The sequence below is a fragment of the Achromobacter sp. 1011811831 genome, assembly GCF_059760905.1.
In genome coordinates, this window is record NZ_JCBANG010000037.1 from 1 (window position 1) to 22,576 (window position 22,576).

Annotated in this window: 17 protein-coding genes; 15 read left to right on the plus strand and 2 right to left on the minus strand. The window is 71.3% G+C overall.

What is annotated here, in order from left to right; genetic code table 11:
* Window positions 1-155 precede the first annotated feature (155 nt).
* From AC6LJ9_RS15570 to AC6LJ9_RS15640, 15 genes are all read left to right on the plus strand, one after another.
* Window positions 156-953 (plus strand): GntR family transcriptional regulator, encoded by a 798-nt coding sequence (locus AC6LJ9_RS15570; RefSeq protein WP_498148254.1) that lies wholly within the window; start codon window positions 156-158, stop codon window positions 951-953.
* Window positions 954-973: 20 nt separating this feature from the next.
* The gene (locus tag AC6LJ9_RS15575; RefSeq protein ID WP_498148255.1) at window positions 974-2,179 is read left to right on the plus strand and encodes an ABC transporter substrate-binding protein; all 1,206 of its coding nucleotides are present in this window, start codon (window positions 974-976) and stop codon (window positions 2,177-2,179) included.
* Window positions 2,180-2,183: 4 nt separating this feature from the next.
* Window positions 2,184-3,059 (plus strand): branched-chain amino acid ABC transporter permease, encoded by an 876-nt coding sequence (locus tag AC6LJ9_RS15580; RefSeq protein ID WP_103274238.1) that lies wholly within the window; start codon window positions 2,184-2,186, stop codon window positions 3,057-3,059.
* Window positions 3,056-4,042: a branched-chain amino acid ABC transporter permease gene (locus tag AC6LJ9_RS15585; RefSeq protein WP_498148256.1), complete on the plus strand. Its 987-nt coding sequence runs from the start codon at window positions 3,056-3,058 to the stop codon at window positions 4,040-4,042. Before AC6LJ9_RS15580 ends, AC6LJ9_RS15585 begins: the two co-directional genes overlap by 4 nt.
* 1 nt (window position 4,043) lies before the next feature.
* Window positions 4,044-4,808 carry an ABC transporter ATP-binding protein gene (locus AC6LJ9_RS15590; protein ID WP_498148257.1) on the plus strand — a complete coding sequence of 255 codons (765 nt, stop codon included), beginning with the start codon at window positions 4,044-4,046 and terminating at the stop codon, window positions 4,806-4,808.
* Window positions 4,805-5,515, plus strand: a complete 711-nt coding sequence (locus AC6LJ9_RS15595; protein ID WP_498148258.1) for an ABC transporter ATP-binding protein — start codon at window positions 4,805-4,807, stop codon at window positions 5,513-5,515. Before AC6LJ9_RS15590 ends, AC6LJ9_RS15595 begins: the two co-directional genes overlap by 4 nt.
* A 2-nt stretch (window positions 5,516-5,517) precedes the next feature.
* Window positions 5,518-6,846, plus strand: a complete 1,329-nt coding sequence (locus tag AC6LJ9_RS15600) for a 3-isopropylmalate dehydratase large subunit (protein ID WP_498148259.1) — start codon at window positions 5,518-5,520, stop codon at window positions 6,844-6,846.
* Entirely contained in the window at window positions 6,843-7,373 is a 531-nt protein-coding gene (locus AC6LJ9_RS15605; protein ID WP_498148260.1) for a LeuD/DmdB family oxidoreductase small subunit, read from the plus strand. The genes AC6LJ9_RS15600 and AC6LJ9_RS15605 overlap by 4 nt, the downstream gene beginning before the upstream one ends.
* 18 nt (window positions 7,374-7,391) lie before the next feature.
* A complete protein-coding gene (locus tag AC6LJ9_RS15610; protein ID WP_498148261.1) occupies window positions 7,392-9,071 on the plus strand; it encodes a hydantoinase B/oxoprolinase family protein in 1,680 nt (559 codons plus the stop codon).
* 2 nt (window positions 9,072-9,073) lie between these two features.
* Window positions 9,074-11,122, plus strand: a complete 2,049-nt coding sequence (locus AC6LJ9_RS15615; RefSeq protein WP_498148292.1) for a hydantoinase/oxoprolinase family protein — start codon at window positions 9,074-9,076, stop codon at window positions 11,120-11,122.
* Window positions 11,123-11,204: 82 nt separating this feature from the next.
* The gene (locus tag AC6LJ9_RS15620) at window positions 11,205-11,807 is read left to right on the plus strand and encodes a cysteine hydrolase family protein (protein ID WP_498148262.1); all 603 of its coding nucleotides are present in this window, start codon (window positions 11,205-11,207) and stop codon (window positions 11,805-11,807) included.
* Complete coding sequence (locus AC6LJ9_RS15625; protein ID WP_498148263.1) at window positions 11,804-13,201, plus strand: FAD-dependent oxidoreductase; 1,398 nt, start codon at window positions 11,804-11,806, stop codon at window positions 13,199-13,201. The genes AC6LJ9_RS15620 and AC6LJ9_RS15625 overlap by 4 nt, the downstream gene beginning before the upstream one ends.
* 67 nt (window positions 13,202-13,268) lie before the next feature.
* A complete protein-coding gene (locus AC6LJ9_RS15630) occupies window positions 13,269-14,126 on the plus strand; it encodes an isocitrate lyase/PEP mutase family protein (protein ID WP_498148264.1) in 858 nt (285 codons plus the stop codon).
* Window positions 14,127-14,256: 130 nt separating this feature from the next.
* Complete coding sequence (gene mnmH, locus AC6LJ9_RS15635; RefSeq protein ID WP_498148265.1) at window positions 14,257-15,360, plus strand: tRNA 2-selenouridine(34) synthase MnmH; 1,104 nt, start codon at window positions 14,257-14,259, stop codon at window positions 15,358-15,360.
* Between the two features lie 89 nt (window positions 15,361-15,449).
* Window positions 15,450-16,322, plus strand: coding sequence for a class I SAM-dependent methyltransferase (locus AC6LJ9_RS15640; RefSeq protein ID WP_498148266.1), 873 nt, complete (start codon window positions 15,450-15,452; stop codon window positions 16,320-16,322).
* A 58-nt stretch (window positions 16,323-16,380) separates the two neighbouring features.
* Here the strand turns inward: AC6LJ9_RS15640 and AC6LJ9_RS15645 are convergent, their stop codons facing one another.
* The gene (locus AC6LJ9_RS15645; protein WP_498148267.1) at window positions 16,381-19,479 is read right to left on the minus strand and encodes an efflux RND transporter permease subunit; all 3,099 of its coding nucleotides are present in this window, start codon (window positions 19,477-19,479) and stop codon (window positions 16,381-16,383) included.
* On the minus strand, window positions 19,476-22,559 hold the full coding sequence (locus AC6LJ9_RS15650; RefSeq protein ID WP_498148268.1) for a multidrug efflux RND transporter permease subunit: 3,084 nt from the start codon (window positions 22,557-22,559) through the stop codon (window positions 19,476-19,478). The genes AC6LJ9_RS15645 and AC6LJ9_RS15650 overlap by 4 nt, the downstream gene beginning before the upstream one ends.
* Window positions 22,560-22,576: the final 17 nt, after the last annotated feature.

The window sequence follows — 22,576 nt, forward strand, 5'->3', positions numbered from 1 at the left end:
CCTGAAGCCGCCCGGGCCGGCGGTCGCCGGCCCGGGCCCGTCGGTCTGCAACCGGGGTCGGGTTGGTCCGTGGTCTCGGTATTTTCCCGATGGAACAACCCATACGCGCATTTGTTCTATTGACCATACATTAGGACACTTCTAGAGTTCGCGGCATGGATACCGCGATGCCGCTGCCGAAGTACCACCAGATCTACCTTGTGCTGCGCGAGCAGTTGCAGGAAGGGCGCTACGACGTGGACGGCGTGCCGGGCGAGCACGCGCTGGCCGCGCAGTTCCGCGTGGCCCGCATCACCATCCGCAAGGCGATGGAGATGCTGGTGGCCGACGGGCTGGTGTCGCGCCGGCCCGGACTGGGCACCTGGCCGCGCAGCGCGCCGGCCGCGTCGGCTACCGCGCCGCGCCCGCGCGCGGCGCAGAAGGCGCAGCTGACCGGCCTGATGGAGAACATCGTCAACATGGGCCTGCGCACCGCCGTGCGCGTGCTGGACTGCGTCCAGGTCGGCGCGCCGCCGGCGGTGGCCGAGGCGCTGGAGATCGCGCCGGGCGAGCCGGTGATCAAGAGCCTGCGGGTGCGCAGCACCGAGGCCGGCCCCTTGTCCTACATCACTACTTATGTGCCGCTGGCCGTCGCCGCCTTCACGCGCGAGGACCTGGAGCGCCAGCCCTTGCTGATGCTGCTGGAGTCGGCCGGCGTCGAGTTCGGCGGCGCCACGCAGACCATCAGCGCCCGGCTGGCCGATGCGCAGGTCGCGCCGCATCTGGACGTGGCCGTGGGCTCGGCCCTGCTGGCCGTGACGCGCCTGGTGCGCGACGTCAAGGAACGTCCGGTGCAGCTGCTGCAGGGCCTGTACCGGCCCGATCGCTACCAATATCAGTTGCAACTCTCGCGCGTCGGCGGCATCGACGCCAAGGTCTGGGTCAGCGAAGAGCTGTCGGCCCAATTCCATTGATCCCATCCCGGAGATTCGCCATGAACACGCGCCGTCATTTCCTGACCCAATCCGCCGCCGCCGCGGCCCTGTTGTCCGCGCCCTGGATCGCGCGCGGCCAGTCCGCGCCCGCCGTGAAGGTCGGCGTGCTGCATCCGGTGACGGGCGCGCTAGCCTACTCGGGCCAGCAATGCCGGCTGGGCGCGCTGCTGGCCATCGAGGACATCAACAAGGCTGGCGGCATCAAGTCGCTGGGCGGCGCGCCGCTGGAAGCGGTGCTGGGCGACGCGCAGTCGCGTCCCGAAGCGGGCTCGGCCGAGGTCGAGAAGATGGCGGCGGCCGGCGTGTCCGCCGTGGTCGGCGCCTATGCCTCGGCGATCTGCCTGGCGACCACGCAGACCGCCGCGCGCCACGGGCTGCCCCATGTGGTCGACGTGGGCGTGGCCGACCAGATCGTCGAGCGCGGGCTGAAGAACACCTTTCGCTTCGGGCCGGGCTACCGCAGCTGTACCGAGCGCGCCATCCAGGACCTGGCGGCGCTGAACCAGGCCGCCGGCAAGCCGGCGCGCACGGTCATGATCGTGCACGAGGACTCGCTGTTCGGCGCGGGCACGGCGGCACTGCTGTCCAAGTCGCTGCCCGAGCACGGCTTCGAGGTGAATGAGGTCATCAAGCACCCGAACCCGACGCGCGACTTCAACAACATCGTGCTGCGCATGCGCTCGGTCAATCCGGACATCGTGATCCCGGCCAACTACTACAACGAATACGCGCTGCTGCTGCGCGCCATGAAGCAGCAGAAGGTGCAGCCCAAGGCGATCTATTCGGTGCTGGGCGGGGCGGCGTCGAGCTACAAGTTCCTCAAGGAATATCCCGATGTGGCCCACGGCATCATCGACTGCAACCACTGGTTCAACCCCAAGGACGCGCGAGTGGCGCCGCTGAAGGCGCGGGTGGAGCAGAAGGGCGCCTACTTCAGCTACGAAGTGTTCATGACGTACACCAGCATGTTCCTGCTGGCGGACGCGCTGGAACGGGCGAAATCGGCCGACCGCGCCGCCATCATCGAGGCGCTGGCGGCCAGCGCGTTCTCCGACCATCTGATGCCCTACGGCCCGACCCGTTTCGTCGACGGCCAGAACACCGGCGCGCGGCCCTTGCTGACGCAGGTCCTGGGCGGCGACATCCAGGTCATCATCCCGCCCGAGTACCGGCAGGCGGACGCGCAGTTCCCCGTGAAGGCCTGACGCGATGCCGCTGGATCCCGCCATCCTGTTCAGCGCCGTGCTCAACGGCCTGACCACCGGCGCCGTGTATGCGCTGGTGGCGCTGGGCCTGACCCTGATCTACGGCGTGCTGCACATCATCAACTTCGCCCATGGCGCGGCGCTGATGGTGGCGCTGTACGCGGTCTACCTGCTCAACCAGCGGCTGGGCCTGGATCCCTACGCGGCGCTGCCGCTGGTGATGGCGGGCATGTTCGCGCTGGGCTACCTGCTGCAGCGGCTGGTGATCAACCGCGCCAGCCATGGCAAGGACGAGAACATCCTGCTGGTCACGCTGGGGCTGTCCATCGTGCTGGAGAACCTGGCGCTGGTCTGGTTCAAGTCCGACACGCGCAGCATCGACACGCCCTATGCGCTGTCGACGGTCGAGATCGGGCCGGCGCTGATCGCGCTGCCCAAGCTGATCGCGTTCGGCGGCGCGCTGGCCGTGGCCGCCTGCCTGCTGTGGCTGATCCGGGGCACCGACCTGGGCCGCGCCATCCGCGCGGTGGCGCGCGAGAAGCAGGGCGCCCGGCTCATGGGCATCGACGTGGAACGGGTCTACGCGCTGTCGTTCGGCATCGGCATGGCCTGCCTGGGCGCGGCCGCCTGTTTCCTGCTGCCGGCGTACTACGTCAATCCGCAGGTCGGCGGCGGCTTCGTGCTGGTGGCCTTCACCATCGTGGTGCTGGGCGGCATGGGCAGCTTCGCCGGCGCGCTGGCCGGCGGATTGCTGATCGGCGTGGTGGAGTCGCTGGGCGGGCTGTTCCTGGGGGATTCGCTGGGCCAGATGGGCATCTTCGCCATCTTCATCCTGGTATTGCTGTTCCGCCCGCAGGGGCTGTTCGGGGGGAAAGCATGAACACGGGCCTGAAAGACGCCGGCGCCATTATCCTGTTCGGACTGGCCGTGGTCGCCGTCACCGGCGTCACGCAATCGGGCGTGCTGCTGACCTTCATCATGATGTCGCTGTACGCGGCGCTGCTGTCGCAGGCCTGGAACATCCTGGGCGGCTACGGCGGCCAGCTGTCCTTCGGCCATGCGCTGTTCTTCGGCGTGGGCGCCTATGCCCAGGCGCTGGGCCAGCTGTCGCTGGGCTGGAATCCCTGGCTTACCTTGCCCTGTGCGATCGCGCTGGGCATGGCGGCGGGGCTGGCCGTGGGCGGGCTGACGTTCCGCTACGGGCTGCGCGGCTCCTACTTCGCGCTGGTCACGCTGGCCTTCGCCGAGGTGCTGCGCATCGTGGCGACCAGCGTGTCATTCACCGGCGGCGGCGTCGGCCTGATGCTGCCCTTGCGCGAAGTCGCGGCCAATATGCAGTTCCCCAGCCGCCACGGCTACATCTACCTGATCCTGGCCTTCGTGCTGCTGGCGCTGGCCGTCACGGCCTGGCTGCGCCGCTCGCGCTTCGGCGCCTATCTGCAGGCCGTACGCGACAACGAGGACGCGGCGCGCGCCATCGGCGTCGATCCGCTGCGCGTGAAGCTGGGCGGCATCGCGCTGTCGGCGGCCTTCATGAGCGCGGCCGGCGCCTTCTATGTGCAGGTGTTTCAGTACATCGACCCGGCCATCGCCTTCGGCCCGGCCGTGTCGGTCGAGGCGCTGGTGGGCGCCATCGTCGGCGGCATGGGCACGTTGTGGGGACCGGTGCTGGGCGCGCTGGCGCTGCACGCGCTGGCCGACCTGACGCGCAACCTGTTCGGCGAGCTGCCCGGCATCAGCATGGTGATCTACGGCGTGGTGCTGATCCTGATAGTGACCTTCGCCCCGCGCGGCATCAGCGGCTGCGGCCAATCGGCGGCGCGGCTGTTCAAGCGGCCCGCGCGCCGCGCGCTGGAGAAATGACATGCTGCTGCAAGCACAGGCGCTATCCATCAGCTTCGGCGGCCTGAAGGCCGTGCAGGACGTCAGCCTGGCGGTGCCGGCCGGCAGCATCAGCGCGCTGGTCGGTCCCAACGGCGCGGGCAAGACCACGCTGTTCGGCCTGCTGTCGGGCTTTCTGCGCCCGGATCAGGGCAAGGTGCTGTTCGACGGCCGGGACATCACCGGCATGGCGCCGCAGCGCGCCGCGCGGCTGGGCATGGCGCGCACCTTCCAGATCGTGCAGCCTTTCGGCGCGCAGACCGTGCGCGAGAACATCGCCGTCGGCGCGCACCTGCGCCTGCCGGGGCGGGCCGACGCGCTGGAAGCCGCCGAGGCCATCGCGCGCCGCGTCAACCTGGGCGCGCAGCTGGACAAGCCCGCCGCCGACCTGACCGTGTGCGGCCGCAAGCGCCTGGAGCTGGCGCGCGCGCTGGCCACCCGGCCCCGGTTGCTGTTGCTGGACGAGGTGCTGGCGGGCCTGAATCCGGCCGAGATCGACGAGATGATTCCCGTGGTGCGGCAGCTGGCGGCGGATGGCGTGACCGTGCTGATGATCGAGCACGTGATGCGCGCGGTCATGAGCCTGGCCGAGCAGGTCTGGGTGCTGGCGCAGGGCCGGCTCATCGCCCAGGGCACGCCGGCGCAGGTGACGCGCGACGCGGCGGTGGTGGAGGCCTACCTGGGGCATGGCGCGGCCGCGCGCCTGGCCGGGCAGGGCGGCGCGGGACGGGCGGAGGCGGGACGATGAGCGGCTTGCTGGAAGTGCAAGGCCTGCGTGCCGGCTACGGCCGCACGGAAGTGCTGCGCGGCGTGGACCTGAGCGTGGGCCAGGGCGAGATCGTGGTGCTGCTGGGCAGCAATGGCGCGGGCAAGTCCACGCTCAACAATACCCTGTGCGGACTGGTCAGGCCCTGGGGCGGCAGCGTGCGCTTCGACGGCTCGGACCTGACCGGCCGCCACTACCGCGACGTGGTGCGCGCCGGCCTGATCCAGGTGCCGGAGGGGCGGCGGGTATTTCCCAACCTGAGCGTGCGCGAGAACCTGGAGCTGGGCTCCTATGCGCGGGCGCGCGCCCGGCGCGCGGCCAATCTGGAACAGGTGCTGGACACCTTTCCCCGTCTGCGCGAGCGCCTGGGCCAGCTGGCCGGCTCCATGTCCGGCGGCGAACAGCAGATGCTGGCCATCGGCCGGGGCCTGATGGCCGAGCCTCGGCTGCTGATCCTGGACGAGCCTTCGCTCGGGCTGTCGCCGCTGATGGTCGAGGAACTGTTCGCGCTGATTGCCCGCCTGCACCGCGCCGGGCTGTCCATCCTGCTGGTGGAGCAGAACGTGGGCCAGTCGCTGGAAACCGGGCAGCGCGCCTATGTGCTGGAAGAGGGCGCGATCCGCCACAGCGGATCCTGCGCCGAATTGATGGCCAGCGACGACGTGCGCCGCGCCTATCTGGGGATGTAGCCATGGATCCGATCAGTCCCTCCGCCGCCTTGCGCGCCGTGGTCCGGGCGGGCGAGGGCGGGGATGCCGTCCCGCAGACCCTGGCCCAGAAGCTGATCGCCGCCGCCTGCGGGCGCGAGACGGTGGCCGAGGGCGAGATCGTCACCTGCCGCGTCGACCTGGCCATGTTCCATGACTCCAGCGGCCCGCGCCGGCTCGAACCGATGTTGCGCGAGGTCGGCGCCAGGCTGTGGGATCCCGCCAAGGTGGTGCTGGTGATCGACCACTACGTGCCGGAGTCCGACGAGGAATCGCGCCGCATCGTGCGCATCGCGCGGGAATGGGCCGTGCGCGAGCAACTGCCGAATGTCTACGACAGTCAGGGCATCTGCCACGTGGTGCTGCCGCAGGGCGGGCATCTGCGGCCCGGCATGTTCTGCGTCGGCGGCGATTCGCATTCGCCCACCGGCGGCGCCTTCGGCGCCTACATGTTCGGCATCGGCAGCACCGAGATGCTGGGCGTGGCCGTCACCGGCGGCATCTGGGTGCGCGTGCCGCGCACGCTGATGATGCGCTGGAACGGCCGGCTGGGCGCGGGCGTGACCGCCAAGGACATGATGCTGCGCATGATCGGCCGCCTGGGCATGAACGGCGGCCGCTACCAGGCCGTGGAGTTCTGCGGCGAGGCGGTGCGCGCGCTGTCCATGCAGGAGCGCATGACGCTGTCCAACATGAGCGCCGAGCTGGGTTCGCAGGTCGGCCTGGTGGCGCCCGACGCCACCACCGAGGCCTGGCTGCGCGAGGCCGGCGTGCGGGGACCGCTCGATATCGCGCACTGGCAGAGCGACCCCGGCGCCGACGCCGAGTGGCACGATTTCGACGCCGCCGCGCTGGCGCCGCAGGTGGCCGCCCCGCACAGCCCCGCCAATGCGGCGGACGTGGACGCCTACGCGGGCGTGGCGGTGCAGGCGGCCTACATCGGCGCCTGCACCGGCGCCAAGCTGGACGATCTGCGCGCCGCCGCCGCCGTGCTGCGCGGCCGCCGCGTGGCGGCGGGCGTCAAGCTGATGGTGGCGCCCGCCAGCCTGCGCGACCAGAAAGATGCCGAGCGCGAGGGCGTGCTGCAGACGCTGCTGGAGGCGGGCGCGCAGCTGCTGCCCACGTCTTGCGGCGCCTGTGCCGGCTATGGCGGCTCGATTCCCGACGGCGCCACGGTCATCTCGACCACGGCGCGCAATTTCAAGGGGCGCATGGGCTCGGAGACCGCCCAGGTCTACCTGGCCTCGCCCTACAGCGTGGCCGCCGCGGCGGCCGCGGGCCGCATCATCGATCCCAGGGAGGTGCTGCAATGAGCCAGCATGGCCGCGTCTGGCGGGTGGGCGCAGACATCGACACCGATGCGCTGGCCCCGGGCGCCTACATGAAGTTCGGCATCGACGAGATCGCGCGCCATTGCCTGCAGCGCGTGCGGCCGGACTTCGCCGCCGGCGTGCGGCCCGGCGACGTGCTGGTGGCCGGGCCCAACTTCGGCATCGGTTCCTCGCGCGAACAGGCCGCGGCCGCCCTGGTCCGGCTGGGCGTGGCGGCGGTGGTGGCGCCGTCCTACAACGGCCTGTACTTCCGCAACGCCTTCAACGTCGGCCTGCTGTTGCTGACCTGCCCGCATGCCGCCCGGCTGGCCGAAGGCGAACGCGTCAGCCTGGACCCGGACGCCGGCCGCATCCATCGCCAGGACGGCGAGGCGCTGGCTTGCGAGCCGCTGCCGGACTTCCTGCTGGACATGGTGCGGGCGGGCGGCCTGCTCAATCAACTGAAGGCGCTGCAAAAGGGGGCCCGGCCGCAAGCCGGGCTGGCTCCGGGCAATGCCAACGAATCCTGACGAACCGGAACTGCCATCATGCTAGACCCCGTCACCCTGGCCGTGCTCAACGGCCGGCTGGAACAGATCGCCGACGAAATGGACGCGACCCTGTACCGCAGCGCCTTCAATCCCATCATCGCCGAGGCGCACGACGCCTGCCACGGCCTGTACGACGCCGCCAGCGGCGCCACGCTGGTGCAGGGCAAGTCCGGCCTGCCGGTGTTCGTGGGCGCCATGTCCTTCGCGGTCCAGGCCGCCGCCCGCGCCGCCCAGGCGCGTGGCGGCATGCGGGACGGCGACGTGTGGATCCTGAACGATCCCTACGACGGCGGCACCCACGCCAACGACTTCAAGCTGGTGCGCCCGGTGTTCCGGGGCGGCGAGCTGTATTGCTACCTGGCCTCGGCCGCGCACTGGCATGACGTGGGCGGCGCGGTGCCCGGCAACTACAACCCGGCCGCGACCGAGTGCTGGCAGGAGGCGGTGCAGATCCCGCCGGTGCGCATGGTGCGCGGCGGCGTGCTGGACGAGGACGTGCTGGCCATCCTGAAGGCCAATTCGCGCCTGCCCGACAGCCTGTGGGGCGACCTGAACGGCCAGCTGGCCGCGCTGGAACTGGGCGCGGGCCGGCTCGACGACCTGTTGCAGGAGTACGGCGACGACACCGTGCGGGCCGCGCTGGACACGCTGCGCGAGCGCGCCCGGCGCCTGATGCTGGCCCACGTGGCCAGCCTGCCGGACGGCGAGTACCGCTACCGCGACACGCTGGACAACGACGGCGTCAAGGACGCCGAGCTGACCATCGCCCTGCGGCTGCGCGTGAGCGGTGAACGGCTGGAACTGGATTTCTCCGAGACCTCGCCGGCCTGCGCCGGCCCGGTCAATATCTCGCGCGCCACCGCCGTGGCCGCCTGCTACGTGGCGCTCAAGCACGTATTTCCGGACGTGCCGGCCAATGCCGGCGTGCTGGACGCGGTGACGGTGACGCTGCCCGACGGCCTGTTGATCTCGGCGGAACGGCCGCGCCCGGTGGGCGGCTATACCGAGACCATCCTGCGCATGATCGACGTGATCTTCTGCGCCGTGGCCCAGGCCGCGCCCGGGCGCGCGCCGGCCCAGGCCTACGGCACCATCAACGCGCTGTCCATCGCCGGCTACCGCAGCGACGCGGCGCGCCAGGGGCAGCGCTGGGTCATGTTCAGCTTCTTCGGCGGCGGCCACGGCGGCCATAGCGCGGGCGACGGCCTGAGCCACGGCAACGCGCCGATCTCCACGGCGACGATTCCGCCGCTGGAGATCCTGGAGGCCGCCTATCCGGTGCGCTTCACCCAATGGGCGCTGCGGCCCAACTCGGCCGGCGACGGCAGGCATCGCGGCGGCCTGGGCGCCATCTACGAAATCGAATTGCTGGAAGACAGCGCCGAGGCCTTCATCTTCGGCGAGCGCGGCCGCAGCAGCCCCAAGGGCGTGGCCGGCGGCGAGCCGGCGGCATCGAACGTGTTCCGCTATCAGCAGGACGGGCAGTGGCTGGCGCCGCCCATGACCTCCAAGATGCTGGGCATCGCGCTCAAGCGCGGCGAACGGGTGCGGCTGGAAACGCCGGGCGGCGGCGGCTACGGACCGCCGGAGCAGCGCAGCGAGGCGGCGCGCCAGCGCGACCGCGACATGGGCTATGTGAGCGGCGCGGACGCCGCGCGGGAAAAGGGAAGGGCATGACGATGGCGACGACGCAACAATCCCTGGTGGTGGGCGTGGACGTGGGCGGCACGTTCACGGACCTGTTCGTGCTCGATGAGCATACCGGCGAGGCGCGCGTGATCAAGGTGCCTTCCACGCGCGGCGAGGAAGCGCGCGGCTTCATGAACGGTATCGGCCGCGCGGCCGAGGGCGCGGGCGCCATCGCCACCATCGTGCACGGCACCACGGTCGGCACCAATGCGCTGCTGGAACGCAAGGTGGCACGCACCGGCATCATCACCACGGCGGGCTTTCGCGACGTGCTGGAGATGCGCCGGCGCGACCGGCCGCAGACCTGGGGCCTGCGCGGCGGCTACGAGCCCGTGGTGCCGCGCGACCTGCGGCTGGAGGTCGACGAGCGCGTGCTGGCCGACGGCGCGATCCATACCGAGGTCAACCTGGACCAGGTCGAGGCGGCGGCGCGCGAGCTGCTGGCGCGCGGCTGCGAGGCGGTCTGCGTGTTCTTCGTCAATGCCTATGCCAATCCGGCCAACGAGGCCCGCGCCGTGGCGCGGGTGCGCGAGATCTGGCCCAACGGCCACGTCACCGCCGCGACCGAGGTGCTGCCCGAGATCCGCGAGTTCGAGCGCTGCTCGACGGCCACGCTCAACGCCGCCCTGCAACCGGTGGTGGGCAACTACCTGACCCGGCTGCAACAAGACCTGCGTGGTCACGGATTCGCGGGCGAGCTGCTGGTGGTGCAGAGCAACGGCGGCGTGATGTCGCGCGAAACCGCCTGCGACGTGCCGGTGCGCACGGCGCTGTCCGGCCCGGCGGCGGGCGTCATCGCCTGCGCCGCCATCGCGCGCGCGGCCGGCCTGCCGGACGTGGTCACGGGCGACATGGGCGGCACCTCCTTCGACGTGTCGCTGGTGGCTGGCGGCGAGGTCTCGCTGGCGGCGCAGACCGCGATCGAGTTCGGCATGGTGGTGCGCGCGCCGATGATACAGATCGAGACCATAGGCGCGGGCGGCGGTTCGATCGCCAGCGTGGATGCCGGCGGCCTGCTGCAGGTCGGTCCGGAATCGGCAGGCAGCAACCCGGGGCCGGCCTGCTATGGCCGGGGCAACACGCGGCCCACCGTCACCGACGCCAATGTGCTGCTGGGCCGCATCGCGGCCGACCGGCCGCTGGGCGGCGGGCTGCTGGCGCGGATGGACGGCGAACGCGCGCGCGCGGCCATCGACGAGCACGTGGGCCGGCCGCTGGGCCTGGACCCGCACGCGGCGGCCGAGGCCATCCTGACGGTGGCCAACGCCAAGATGGCCGGCGCGATCCGCGTGGTGTCCATCGAGCGCGGCCACGATCCGCGCAAGTTCGCCTACATGCCCTTTGGCGGCGGCGGCGCGCTGCACGTCTGCGCGCTGATGCGCGAGGTCGGCTGCCTGCAGGGCATCGTGCCGCGCTTTCCGGGCGTGACCTCGGCGCTGGGCTGCGTCATGGCCGACATGCGCCACGACAGCGTGCAGACGCTGAACACCACGCTGGCGGGCCTGGACGAGGCCGACCTGACGCGCCGCGTCGAGGCCCTGGCCGACAGCTGCCAGCAGCGGCTGGACTCGGCCGGCGTGGCCTTCGAGGGCGTGCGCGAGCGCATCGAGCTGGACATGCTGTACGCCGGCCAGAGCCATACGGTGAACGTGCCGGTCGAGCGCCAGGCGCTGACGCGCGCGGGCATCGCCGCCGCCTTCGAGACCGCTTATCGTCGCGCCTACGGCCGCAGCCTGGACGGCATGCCGGTGCGCGTGCTGAACCTGCGCTATGCGCGCATCGGCATGCGGCCAAAGTTCGACCTGGCGGTGCTGGCGCCGGTCGGCGGCGCGATGCCCGCGCCGCTGGGTGCGCAGGCCGTCTATCACGCCGGGCAATGGTGGGACGCGGCGCGCTACGAGCGACTGGCGCTGCCCGTCGACGCGGAAGTGGCCGGCCCGGCCATCCTGGAACAGCCCGACACCACGATCTGGATCGAGCCCGGCTTCGTCGGCCGTGTCGACCGCCTGGGCAATCTGCTGATCCGCCGCCAGCCATGACGCATCCACACGATGCCCGGCGCCCCTGCGGGGGCAGCATCTTCCATCCCGGAACGGTCCGGCGATGAAACAGGAGCACACCATGTCCGACGCCCGATCCACCGCCTTGATCGTCATCGACCTGCAGAACGACTTCCTCGCGCCCGGCGGCGCCTATGACCGAGGCGGCGCGGTCTCGGCCGAGGCGCGCGCGCTGCCGCCCCGCGTGGCGTCGGTGGCGCGCGCCCTGAAGGCCGCCGGCGGCTTCGTCGCCGCCAGCCAGTTCACGCTGTGGCCCGACGCGGCCGGCGAGCCGATGATCTCGCCGCATCTGCGCCGGCTGCGGCCGTTCCTGGGGCGCGGCGATTTCGCCGCCGGCGGCCCGGGCCACGCCTGCGTGGCCGAGCTGGACGGTCTGGTCGATGTGGCCGTCTGGAAGGTCGCCTATTCGGCCTTTTTCAATACGCAGCTGGACTGGGTGCTGCGGCGCGCCGGCATCGAGCGCGTGGCCATCTGCGGCATCGTGACCAACGGCGGCGTGGCTAGCACGGCGCGCGACGCCCACATGCGCGACTACCACGTCACGGTGCTGGCCGACGGCTGCGCCGCGCCGACGCCGGCGTTGCACGATGCCGCGCTGGCCGACCTGCGCAGCGTGGCGGAGCTGCGCGCCTGCGAGGACTTCATCGCGGGGCTCGCCCGATGAGCGAGCCCGAAGCGCAAGCCGAGCCGGAGCTGTCGCTGCCCGTGCTCATCATCGGCGGCGGCGCCTGCGGCCTGACCGCCGCCATCCGGCTGGCGCGGGCGGGCGTGGAATGCGTGGTGATCGAGCGCGACGCCGTGCCGGGCGGGTCCACCGCGCTGTCGTCGGGCTTCATCCCGGCGGCAGGCTCGCGCGTGCAGCGCGCCGCTGGCGTGGCGGACAGCGTTGAGGACTTCGCCGCCGACATCCAGGCCAAGACCGGCGGCGCCGCCGCCGCGCATCTGGTGCAAGCCTATGCCCGGGCCGCGCCGGCCGCCATCGACGCGCTGGAACGGGCCGGGCTGTGCTTCGAGCTGCTGGACGGCTTCCTGTATCCCGGCCATCGCGCCCCTCGCATGCACACGCTGCGCCAGCGCTCGGGCCAGGCGCTGATGGCCGCGCTGGGACAGGCGGCGGCGGACGCGGGCGCGCTGGTGCTGACGCGCACGCTGGCGCGCGAGCTGCGGCACGACGGGCTGGGTCGTATCACGGCCGTGGCCTGCGAACGGCCGGACGGGACGCGCGAGCATATCGGCTGCGACGCGCTCATCCTGGCCTGCAACGGTTTTGGCGGCAATGCCGCCATGGTGCGCGAGCATCTGCCGGCCATGGCGGACGCGGTCTATGGCGGCCACGCCGGCAACGACGGCAGCGCGGTGCGCTGGGGACGGGAGCTGGGCGCGGGCCTGGCCGACATGGGGGCCTACCAGGGGCACGGCTCCTGGGCCACGCCGCAGGGCGCGCTGGTGTCCTGGGCCGTGATCATGGATGGCGGCGTGCAGGTCAATCGCCTGGGCCGGCGCTTTCATGACGAGACCCAGGGCTATTCGGAAGCGGCGGTGCGCGTGCTCGCGCAGCCGGACGGCGTGGCCTGGAACGTGTTCGATGACCAGGCGCTGGCGCTGGTGCGGGACTTTCCCGATTTCCAGGCGGCGCGCGCGGCGGGCGCGCTGCGCACGGCCGACGACGTGCCGGCGCTGGCCGCGCTGATCGGTTGCGATGCGCGGGCGCTGGCCGACACGCTGCGGTCGGTGGCAAGGGATGCGCCGGACGTCCATGGGCGCTGCTTCACGCGCGCCTTGTCCGCGCCGTATCACGCGGTCAAGGTCACCGGCGCGCTGTTCCATACCCAGGGCGGGCTGGACATCGACGCGCGTTGCCGCGTGCGGCGGGCGGACGGCGGCCTGTTTCCAAACCTGATGGCGGCGGGCGGCGCGGCGCGCGGCGTGTCGGGCAACGACGTGGCGGGCTATCTGTCGGGCAACGGCCTGCTCAGCGCCATCGCGGGCGGCCATATCGCCGCCGCGACAGCCGCCGGGATCGCGGGCATGGCGCTGGCCGATGAGCCGACTCCGTAGCGCCGGGCGGCCACAGGCATGCGCATGACTTTCATACAGGCATCCACGTTCATGGAGGCATCCAGGCATGAACACCTTGAGTAAACAGCTGGCCCAGGGCCCGGTCCTCGCGCCGGGCGTGTACGACGCCTTGTCGGCGCTGGCCGCCGAGCAGGCCGGTTTCCAGGCCCTGTACCTGTCCGGCGCGTCCATCGCCTATACGCGGCTGGGCCGTTCCGATGTGGGCCTGACCACGTACAGCGAGGTCGAGGACGCGCTGGCGCGCATCGCCGAGCGGGTCCGGGCGCGCATCATCGTCGACGCCGACACCGGTTTCGGCAATGCCCTGAACGTGCAGCGCACGGTGCGCGGGCTGGAGCGGGCCGGCGCGGCCATGATCCAGCTGGAGGACCAGACCTTTCCCAAGCGCTGCGGCCACCTGGACGGCAAGTCCGTGGTGCCGGCCGCCGAGATGTGCGGCAAGCTGCGCGCCGCCGTGGACGCGCGCCAGTCGCGCGAGACCCTGATCCTGGCGCGCACCGACGCGCTGGCCTCGGAGGGGCTGGACGCCGCGCTGGATCGGGCCGAGCGCTATCTGGAGGCGGGCGCGGATGCCTTGTTCATCGAGGCCCTGCGCAGCGGCGAACAGATGCGGGCGGCCTGCGGTCGCTTCGCCGATCGCGCGCCGCTGCTGGCCAACATGGTCGAGGGCGGCAAGACGCCGGTGCAAAGCGCCCAGGAACTGGCCGCGCTGGGATTCGGCATCGTCATCTTTCCGGGCGGCACGGCGCGCGCCGTGGCCCACACGCTGGCGGGCTACTACGGCAGCCTGCGCCAGCACGGCACCACGGCCCCCTGGCGCGACCGCATGCTGGACTTCGACGGCCTGAACGCGATGATCGGCACGCCGGAACTGCTGGCGGCGGGCAAGCGCTACGAGGCTTGAGCGGCTGCGCGCGCGCCGGTGCCGGGCCGGCCGCGCTCAGGATGGCGCGGCGCAAGGGCGGGCCGGGCGTCTGGTTTAGAATCCCCAGGTTTCCCTGTCCGCCCGCATCGTCGCGCGCGGTTTGACGGCCATGCGCGCAGACACCAGCAACTACCGCGATCTTTTCCTCCACAACGTGCCCATGATGGACGCCCGCGCGCCCGTCGAGTTCGCCAAGGGCGCGTTTCCCGGCGTCGCGAACCTGCCGCTGATGACGGACGAAGAGCGCGAGCTGGTGGGCATCTGCTACAAGCAGCGCGGCCAGCAGGCCGCCATCGAGCTGGGGCACCGCCTGGTCGGCGGCGCCGTCAAGGCAGCCCGCCTCGACGCCTGGGCCGCGTTCGCGCAGGCGCATCCGGACGGCTACCTGTATTGTTTCCGGGGCGGCCTGCGCTCGCAGATCGTGCAGCAATGGCTGCGCGACGAGGCCGGCATCGCCTATCCGCGCGTGACCGGCGGCTACAAGGCCATGCGCGGCTTCCTGCTGGACACGCTGGACCGCGCCATCGCCGAATGCGGCTTCCTGGTGCTGGGCGGCATGACCGGCACCGGCAAGACCGAGGTGCTGCACCGGCTGGACGACGCGCTGGACCTGGAAGGGCACGCCAATCATCGCGGCTCCAGCTTCGGCAAGCGCGTGAGCGGCCAGCCCACGCAGATCAATTTCGACAACGCGCTGGCGATCGACATCCTGAGAAAACGCGCCGCCGGCCACGCGCGCTTCGTGGTCGAGGACGAGGGCCAGGCCGTGGGCAGCTGCAGCCTGCCGCCCGCGCTGTACCAGGGCATGCAGCGCCATGGCCTGGTGTGGCTGGAGGACAGCCTGGAGAACCGCAAGCAGCGCATCCTGCGCGACTACGTGATCGACCTGAGCGCCGAATTCGCGGCGGCCCACGGCCCGGAGCAGGGCCAGGCCCTGTTCGCGCAACGGCTGCGCCAGAGCCTGGACAACATCGCCAGGCGGCTGGGCGGCGAGCGCCACAAGCGTCTCGCGGCCATCATGGACGAGGCGCTGCGCGGCCAGGCGCTGGGCCTGGGCGTGGCGGGACACCTGGGATGGATCGAGGGGCTGCTGTCGGAATACTACGATCCCATGTATGTCTACCAGCGCCAGCAGAAGGCCTCGCGCATCGTGTTCGCGGGGGACCAGGAGGCGGTGACGCAGTACCTGGAGCGGTCACGCCGCGCGGCGTGACACCGGGGCGGCGATCCCGCCACGAATTTCACAAAAGAGAATAATTCCTATTTATACTGCTTGCATCCGACTTTGGACGGGAGCAGTACATGCAGGAATCGATCGCGAAAAACCCACGACCGGCGGCCGCCCCGGCTCCGGACAGGCGCGAGCGCCTGTCGGATGTCAGTGAAACGCTGCGCATCCCGTTGGCGGCGCGCGCACTGGGCGATACGCTGTTTCCCGAGCTGGCGGTGCAGGACGCGCACGCGGGCCGCATGCTGCTGTGCATGGGCGACGACGGCGCGCGCTGGCTGCGGGACCGCCACAGCGTGTACGGCATCCTGGCGCGCACGCGGCGTTTCAGGGAGCTGGCGAGCGCCTTCCTGGCGCGCGTGCCGGACGGGCTGGTGGTGAACCTGGGCTGCGGACTGAGCGACTATTTCCAGTGGCTGGACAACGGGCGGGCGCGCATGATCGATGCCGACCTGCCGCCAGTGCTGGCGCTGCGTCGTGAGCTGCTGCCGCCGGCCATGGAACGCCATGCGCTGCGCGAACTGGATCTGGCCGACCCGCAATGGTGGCCCGCGCTGGGCCTGCCGCTGGACGGCGCCGGCGCGCCGGTATTCCTGATGGCGGAGGGCGTGGCGATGTATCTGAAGCCCGAGCAGATGCAGGCGCTGCTGCGCCTGTTCGGCCAGCACGCGCCGCCCGGCTCGGAACTTGCCTTCGACGCCATGTGCTGGCTGGTGGCCGGGCGCGCGAAGTTGCACAGCTCGGTCAAGCATACGGGCGCCCAGTTCCACTGGGGACCGCGCAAGCAGGCCCAGCTGGCGGCGGCGCATCCGCGCCTGCGGCTGATCGCCGCGCACAAGATGATGGAAGGCTATGGCCTGCCGTACTCGGTGTTGGGGCCGCTGTTTCGCGCGCTGGCCGGCGTGCCGCTGTACGCGCTGTATCAGCTGGGCGTGGGCGCGGACTGAACCGGCTCGTCAGGCGGGCCCCTCGGCACGGCCACACTCGTCGCGCCTGGCCGTCCCGTCACTTTCGCCCGGAAGCCGCCGCGGGCGTCGGCGCGCGGCGCAGGCGCCCGCGCAGCCGCTCCAGCGCCAGATACACGATCGGCGTGGTGTAGAGCGTCAGGAACTGGCTGATCATCAGTCCGCCGACGATGGCGATGCCCAGCGGACGGCGCAGTTCCGAGCCTTCGCCCATGCCCAGCACCAGCGGCAGCGCGCCGAGCAGCCCGGCCAGGTTGGTCATGACGATGGGGCGCAGGCGCAGCATGGCGGCGCGGTGGATGGCCTGCTCGGGCGCCAGTCCCTGGCGGCGCTGCAGGCCGATGGCGAAATCGATCATCAGGATGGCGTTCTTCATCACCACGCCGACCAGCAGGAACAGGCCCAGCAGCGCGATCAGGCTGAATTCCAGCCCCGCCAGGCGCAGCGCCAGCAGCGCGCCCACGCCGGCCGAGGGCAGGGTGGACAGGATGGTCAGCGGGTGCAGCGGGCTCTCGTACAGGATGCCCAGCACCAGATAGATCGCGACCAGCACGGCCAGGATCAGCCAGGGCTGGTCCTGCAGGCTTTTCTGGAAGCTGCGCGCATCGCCGCCCAGCCGCACCTGGATGTGGGACGGCACCATCAGTTGCGCCATGGCGGCGTCGATGGCCGCCAGGCCCTGTTCCAGCGACAGGCCCGGCGACAGCGAGAAACCGATGCCCACGGCGGCGAACAGCCCGTCGTGGAAGACGCGGTCGTTGACCAGCCCATGGCGGTAGCTGGCGAAGGCCGTCAGCGGCACGCGCGCGCCGTCCGCGGCGATCACATGCACCTGCTCCAGCACGTCCGGATCCTCGGTGTAGCGCGGATCCAGCTCCAGCACCACGCGGTACTGGTTCATCGGGTCGTACAGCGTGGCGACCTGGCGCTGGCTGAAGGAGTTGCTGAGCACGCTGCTGACCGTGTCCATGTCCACGCCCAGGCGGCGGGCGGCGGCGCGGTCGATGTCGATCACCACCTGCTGGGTGGCGGCGTCGCCGACGGCGTCCACGTCCCGCAGTTCGGGCACCTCGCGCAGCGCGCGCGAGATGGCGCGCGACCACTCACGCAGCGCCGGCACGTCGCTGGCCATGATGGCAAGTTCGTGGTCGCCCGAATTGCCGAAGCCGCCGGGCATGCGCAGGTCCTGGTCCACGTTCAGGAAGAACATGCCGCCCGGCACGGGCGGCGCGTTGGCGCGCAGCCAGTCGATGACCTGGCTGGACGATTCCTTGCGCTCGGCGGCCGGCTTGAGACGGATCAGGAATAGCGAATTGCTGATGCCCAGGCTGCCGCCGTTGTAGCCTATGACGTCCCGCACCGCCGGATGACGCAGCACCAGCTGGCGGTACTGGTCTATCTTGGGCTGCATCACCTGGAACGAAAAACCGTCGTCGCCGCGCACGAAGCCCATCAGCTGGCCGGTGTCCTGCACCGGCAGGAAACCCTTGGGCGACTGGGCGTACAGGTAGATGTTCAAGCCGATCACGGCGGCCAGCAGCAACAGCGTGGCGCGAGCATGGCCCAGCACGCGCCAGAGGCTGCGGCCATAGGCGTCATGCAGGCGCGTGAACAGCCGCCGGACGGCGGCCAGCCCGGGCTTGCGTTCGTCCGGCGGCTTGGGCGCGGGCGGCCTGAGCCAGCGCGCGCACAGGCCGGGAATGATGGCGACCGACACCAGCAGCGAGATCAGCGTGGCCGCGACCAGCGTGATCGAGAACTCGCGGAACAGCCGCTCGACCAGCCCGCCCATGAAGAGGATCGACACGAACACCACCGACAGCGCCAGCGTCATGGCGGCCAGCGTGAAACCGACCTCGCGCAGGCCGCGCAACGCGGCGCGTTGCGGCGACAGGCCGCGTTCCAGGTGGCGCGAGATATTCTCCAGCACCACGATGGCGTCGTCGACCACCAGCCCGGCGGCCACGATCAGCGCCATCAGCGACAGGTTGTTCAGCGAGAAGCCCCACAGGTACATGACGGCGAAGGTGGCCACCAGGCTGACCGGGATGGCCACGCTGGGGATGGCGGCGGCCCGCGCGCTGCCCAGGAACAGCCAGACCACCAGGATCACCAGCCCGGCGGCCAGCGCCAGCGTGACATGGGCCTCGCGCAGCGTGGCGTGGATGCCGGGCGAGCGGTCCAGCACCACGGTCAGGTCCACATCGGCCGGCATCAGCGCGCGCAGGCCGGGTAGCACTTCCTCGATGGCGGCGATGGTCTCGATGATGTTGGCGCCGGGCTGGCGGCTGATGGTCAGCACCACCGCCGGGTTGCGGTTGTGGAAACCGCTGCTGTAGCGGTTCTCGACCGAGTCGCTGACGCGCGCCACCTGCGACAGCCGGGTCACCGCGCCGTCCTGGTGCCGCAGCACCAGGCCGTCGTAGTCGGCGGCCTTGCGCGGCTGCTCCTGCGTCGCCACTTCCCAGCGGCGTCCGGGCGCCTCGATCAGGCCTTGCGGCCGCATCGGCGCCGCGCCGGCGATGGCCTGGCGCACCTCGTCCAGCGCGATGCCATAGTGCGCCAGCGCATTCGGATTGACCTGCACCCGCACGGCCGGCAGCGAGCTGCCGCCCAGCGTGACCTCGCCCACGCCCTGGACCTGCGAGATCTTTTGCGCCAGCACGGTCGAGGCCAGGTCGTAGAGATCGCCGGCCGGCCGCGTCGGCGAGCTGATCGCCAGCGCCATGATGGGCGCCTGCGACGGGTTGACCTTGCGGTAGGTGGGATTGCCCGGCATGCCCGAGGGCAGGTCGGCGCGCGCCGCGTTGATGGCGGCCTGCACGTCGCGCGCGGCCTCGTGGATGTCGCGATCCAGGTCGAACTGCAGCTGCACGCGGGTGGCGCCCTGGTTGCTGGAAGAGGTCATGGCGCTGACGCCGGCGATGCCGCCCAGCGCGCGCTCCAGCGGCGCGGCCACCGTGCTGGCCATGCTCTCGGGGCTGGCGCCCGGCAGGCTGGCGCGCACCTCGATGGTGGGGAAATCCACCTGCGGCAGCGGCGCCACCGGCAGCAGCCGCCAGGCCACGGCGCCAAGCAGCGTCAGCGCCAGCGCCAGGAACACGCAGGCGACGGGGCGGTGCAGCAGCGCGCGGATCATGGCGTTTCGCCGCCCGCGGATTCAGGCGAGGACGTGGCGGGCGCGGCGCGGCGGCCCAGGCGGTGGAAGAACAGGTACACGGCGGGCGTGGTGAACAGCGTCAGCACCTGGCTGACCAGCAGCCCGCCCACCATGACCCAGCCCAGCGGCTGGCGCAGTTCCGCGCCCGAGCCCGTGGCCAGCATCAGCGGCACCGCGCCGAACAGCGCCGCCAGCGTGGTCATCAGGATCGGCCGCAGCCGCAGCAGCGCGGCCTCGCGGATCGCGGCCTCGGGCGGCAGGCCGCGCGAGCGCTCGGCCTCCAGCGCGAAGTCCACCATCATGATGCCGTTCTTCTTGACCAGCCCGATCAGCAGGATGATGCCGATGACGGCGATCAGGTCCAGCGGCCTGCCGGTCAGGAGCAGCGCCAGCAGCGCGCCCACCGCCGCCGAGGGCAGGGTGGACAGGATGGTGACCGGGTGGATGGCGCTTTCATAGAGCATGCCCAGCACCAGGTACATGGTCACCACGGCCGCCAGCATCAGCCACAGCGTGTTCGACAGCGAGGCCTGGAAGGCCGCCGCCGCGCCCTGCAGGCGCAGCTCGACGCTGGGCGGCATGGCGATGTCTGCGCGCGCGGCCTCGATGGCGGCGATGGCCTCGCCCAGCGAGCCGTCCGGCGGCAGGCTGAACGAGAGATTGGCGGCGGGGAACTGCGACAGATGGTTCACGGCCAGCGGCGTGGCGCGCTCGCTGACCGTGGCCAGCGCCGACAGCGGAATGGCCTGGCCGTCCGCGCTTTTCAGGTAGATGCGTTCGAGCGCGGCGGGGCTGGCGGCCAGGCGGCGGTCCACCTCCAGCACCACGCGGTACTGGTTCGACTGGGTGAAGAGCGTGGCGACCTGGCGCTGGCCGAAGGCGTTGTAGAGCGCCTGCGCCACGTCGTCCATGGTCAGCCCCAGGCGCGCGGCGTCGTCGCGCGAGACCTGCAGATAGGCCTGGCGTCCGCCGTCCTGCAGGTCCGAGGAAATGCCGGCGATGGCCGGCGACTGGCGCAGCCGTTCAAGCAGCGCGGCGGTCCAGCGCGACAGCAGCGCGCCATCCGGCGAGGTCAGGCTGAACTGGTACTGGCCCCGGCTGACGCGGTCCTCGATATTCAGTTCCTGCACCGGCTGCAGGTACAGCGAGATGCCGCCCGCCTCGCGCGCGCGCTCGTCCAGCCGCGCCATGATGGCCGGCAGCGCCGAGCCGCGCTCGGACCAGGGCTTCAGATTGATCAGCAGCCGGCCGGTGTTGAGCGTGCTGTTCATGCCGTCCACGCCGATGAAGGACGACAGGCTTTGCACGTCGGGATCGGCCAGCAGGGCGTTGGCCAGCGCCTGCTGGCGGCGCGCCATGGCGTCGAAGGACGAACTCTGCGCCGACTGGGTCACGCCCTGCAGCACGCCGCCGTCCTGCACGGGAAAGAAGCCCTTGGGCACGATCAGATAGAGCAGGCCGGTCAGGGCCACGGTGGCCAGCATGGCGGCCAGCGTCAGGCGGCGGTGGCGCAGCGTCAGGTCGAGCCAGTCCGCATAGCGCGCCTGCAGGCGGTCCAGCAGGCCGGGCGGACGCGGCGGGTGCGCGGGCAGCAGCCGCGCGCACATCATGGGCGTGAGCGTCAGCGATACCGCCAGCGAGATCAGGATGGCCACCGCCAGCGTCACCGCGAATTCGCGGAACAGCCGGCCCACCACGTCCTCCATGAACAGCAGCGGGATCAGCACGGCGATCAGCGACAGCGTCAGCGACACCAGCGTGAAGCCGATCTGGCCCGCGCCCTTGAGCGCGGCGCTCATGGGGCTGTGGCCCTGTTCGCGATAGCGCGCGATGTTCTCCAGCATGACGATGGCGTCGTCCACCACGAAGCCGGCGCCGATGGTCAGCGCCATCAGCGTCAGGTTGTTGGTCGAGAAGCCGGCCAGGTGCATGAAGCCGAAGGTGCCGATCAGCGACAACGGCACCGCCAGGCTGGGGATCAGCGTGGCCGGCAGGTTGCGCAGGAACAGGAAGGTCACCAGCACCACCAGCGCCACGGCGAAGACCAGCTCGCGCTGCACCCCGCGCACGGAGGCGCGGATGCTGTCGGTGCGGTCGGTCAGCACGCTGACGCTTACCGCCGCCGGCAGGCTGGCCGTGAGCTGCGGCAGTAGCGCCTTGACCTGGTCGGCCACCGCGATCACGTTGGCGCCGGGCTGGCGCTGGATGTTGACCAGCACGGCCGGCTGGCGGTCGACCCAGGCGGCCAGGTAGCGGTCCTCGGCGCCGTCCTCCACGGTGGCAACCTCGCCCAGCCGCAGCGGCGCGCCGTCGCGCCAGGCCACGATCAGCTCGCGGTACTCGGCCGCGCTCTTCAATTGGTCGTTGGCGTCCATGATGACGGAGCGCACCGGGCCGTCGAAGCTGCCCTTGGGCTGGTTGGAGTTGGCCCTGGCGATCGCCTGCTGCACGTCGGACAGCTGCAGCCCGCGCGCGGCCAGCGCCATGGGATTGGCCTGCACCCGCACCGCCGGGCGCTGGCCGCCCGCCAGGCTGACCATGCCCACGCCCGACAGCTGCGCCAGCCGCTGGGTCATGCGCGTGTCGACCAGGTCGTAGACCGCCGGCAGCGGCAGCGATTCCGAGGTCACGGCCAGCGTCAGGATGGGCACGTCGGCCGGGTTGACCTTGCGGTAGACCGGCGGGGCGGGCAGGTCCGACGGCAGCAGCGCGCCGCTGGCGCTGATGGCGGCCTGCACTTCCTGCTCGGCCACGCCCAGCGACACGTCCAGCGAGAATTGCAGCGTGATCACCGACACGCCGCCGCCGCTGGACGAGGACATCTGCTTCAGGCCCGGAATCTGGCCGAAGCGCCGCTCCAGCGGCGCGGTCACGGCGCGCGCGGTGATCGCGGGACTGGCGCCCGGATACTGCGTCGAGACCTGGATGATGGGGTAGTCCACCTGCGGCAGCGCCGCCACCGGCAACAGCCGCCACGCCAGGATGCCCGACAGCAGCAGGGCGATCATCAGGAAGGACGTGGCGACCGGGCGCTGGATGAAGGGGCGGGAGAGGCTCATGCGGGCAAGGGAATGGG